The organism is Acinetobacter sp. YH12039 (genome assembly GCF_013420015.1).
GTDB classification, from domain to species: Bacteria; Pseudomonadota; Gammaproteobacteria; order Pseudomonadales; family Moraxellaceae; genus Acinetobacter; species Acinetobacter amyesii.
This window is the reverse complement of record NZ_VOZA01000111.1, coordinates 1-2365: the sequence shown is the minus strand read 5'-3', so window position 1 is coordinate 2365 and position 2365 is coordinate 1. Positions and strand designations below refer to the sequence as shown.

The following is a 2365-nucleotide window of genomic DNA, read 5'->3' as shown; positions in this document are numbered from 1 at the left end:
AAATGCCGTTGTGCATCGGTCATTTCGACAAAGAAATCAGGTGTGTTTGGATCTCGTTTAGGGTCGGTTTTTTGTTGTTTTTTTGGCTGTGCCTTCTGTTTAAATCGGAATGAAAAACCAATAATATTACGTCCTCTTTTGTGCTGTTCTTCTTTGACAGTAATATCTGTATTTTCATTGATTTGCTTTAATGATGGTTCTAAAACACGCTTTTTAAAGTCGTGCATTCGATGATATTCACTTTCTAATACTCCCAATCTTTCTCTGAACTCACTTAGCTCAATAATTGGTGTTTTCCCACTACTACGCCAAGCAATCAAAAGTTCATAAAGTCTAATGGCGTAGCCAGTGGAAAGCCCTTTTACTTGCTCTAACTCATAGCTCGTAAATTGTTTTTCTAGCCGAGTTATTAAAGGGATAATTGCAGGTGAAAAAATTAACTCAACAGATGCCGTTTTTTCGATGTATGCAATTTGAGAAACCCAACGTGAGGTAATATGAGCTACTCCTTTTCCTCTTGGTTCTTGATAGCTAAATTGACGAGCAAACAAGTCTTTACAGGCTTCTTTTAGTGCTTGATAAGCACCATTTTTCAATACATCAAAGTGGTTGATATAGCTCTCTGCGTGAATAGTTAAAGGGTCATTCGCATTAATACCTTTACCACTTTCACGGGCTTCAATTATTGCTAAAAGAATTAACCGTTGTTCCACTAGGTCAAGATTGTAGCTGGCATTAATTAAAGCGTTATCTTTCACAATTAAATCTTTCATATAGCGTCTTATTTTATTATGTCGTCTTATTGATCTTATGTGAAGCCTTATCAAGAAGCAATAAGCAGACATATTTTATTTTGTCGCATCTTGCAAACTAAACGTGCTTAAAACGACATGTTTTATTTTGTCTTTCAAAGCACACTAAGTGTCGTCTTATTGAGAATTTCTAGCACACTAAGTGTCGTCTTTTAGCACACTAAGTGTCGTCTTATGTCCTCTGAAACGCACGTATATCAATGCTTTCAGACTGCTTAAAAGCATTTAAAAGCTTTTTTATTATTAAAAGCCCAAAAAAATTAAAAACGGCATTTAAAACTGCCCTATGTTTTCGCTTCGCTCAAACTCTATTGAATCTCGCTGCGCTCGATTCCTGGGGGCAGTTTTTTTCAAAGACCCGCTAGGACGCTAAAAACAAGAATGGATTCGCTTCGCTCATAAAGCTTTATGCTCGCTTCGCTCGTCATGGAGCCAGTGGCTACAGTCGCTTTGCTCTGTAAATCTCGTTATGAAGCAACAGGGAGCTTGTAATCAGGGAAAAGGCAGGGGCAAATTTTTATAATGCTCAGTCGCTCGTAGACACTCGCTCGGTTACTTGATCAATTTGTTTAGTTGTTCTTCAAAATCTTGCTTGTTTAAATCACCTGAAACGTACTGATCATAAAGTTTTTGATGATCTTCAGTGATTTCTAAATCGTAATATTCTCGATCTGATTTCTTTAAAAACACCTCTGACAAACGATTATTTTTTTCAGCATCACTCAATTTCATGGTCTAAATGCTCCTATTTTGCGTTTATTGGCGTTTTTAGCCCTGTTTAGCTAGATTTCCCTGTTTTGAAGAAAAGTGCGCTTAAAGGCGATTTTAGGCGGTTTTAAGCCATGTGTGAAAATTTGATATTTTAAAAGTTGCCGATCGGCAACTTTTAGCGGTTTGGGGGATTTATCATTTTCCGACAGCAGGAGGGAATGCACGCTTCCGCGTTTCTCTCCGAGAAACAAAAAAACGGCCTCTGAAAAAGATAAAAATAAGCCCCAAAAGTTGGGGCGTTTTGAAATCTTTTTTAGAGGGGGAAACTCAAGGATTAGATTTTAGGAAATCGTAAAATTGAAGTTGCTGTTTTGGGTCTTTTAGCATGATGCAAAGCCGTTGCATAAAATCATTAGGTGATTCATTCTCTTGCTTCAAATGTTTGAATTTTTTATTTCTGGACATGCCGTAAGAAATTCGGTTGATCTGCATATTTGGAAAATCTATAAACTTAGGTTCATCGACCTGTTTGATTGGTGCTGATTGGATTTTCTTAGAACCAAAGCCGAGCTGTTCCAGTAGCGGATAAAACATCCTGAATTTTTTTGGCTCTAAAAGCATGTCTGCAAGGCGTTTCGTAAAGTCTTCGGATGACTCTCCGATCTCTGCATATTCGCTACCAACTTCGGGCAGTTCAGATAATTTGTGTGCAAACAAATGCCGTTGTGCATCGGTCATTTCGACAAAGAAATCAGGTGTGTTTGGATCTCGTTTAGGGTCGGTTTTTTGTTGTTTTTTTGGCTGTGCCTTCTGTTTAAATCGGAATGAAAAACCAATAATAT

General features: G+C 37.6%; 2 protein-coding genes and 1 pseudogene. All 3 read right to left on the bottom strand.

Annotated elements, in window-relative coordinates; translation table 11 throughout:
• Positions 1-773, bottom strand: a 773-nt coding sequence (repM, locus tag FTT98_RS17605; RefSeq protein ID WP_180177610.1) for a replication initiation protein RepM, incomplete at its 3' end; no start/stop codon positions are given.
• Positions 774-1364: 591 nt separating this feature from the next.
• Positions 1365-1544, bottom strand: coding sequence for a hypothetical protein (locus FTT98_RS17600; RefSeq protein WP_020847111.1), 180 nt, complete (start codon positions 1542-1544; stop codon positions 1365-1367).
• A 306-nt stretch (positions 1545-1850) separates the two neighbouring features.
• A pseudogene (locus FTT98_RS17595) lies at positions 1851-2365 on the bottom strand (replication initiation protein); the annotation flags it as partial.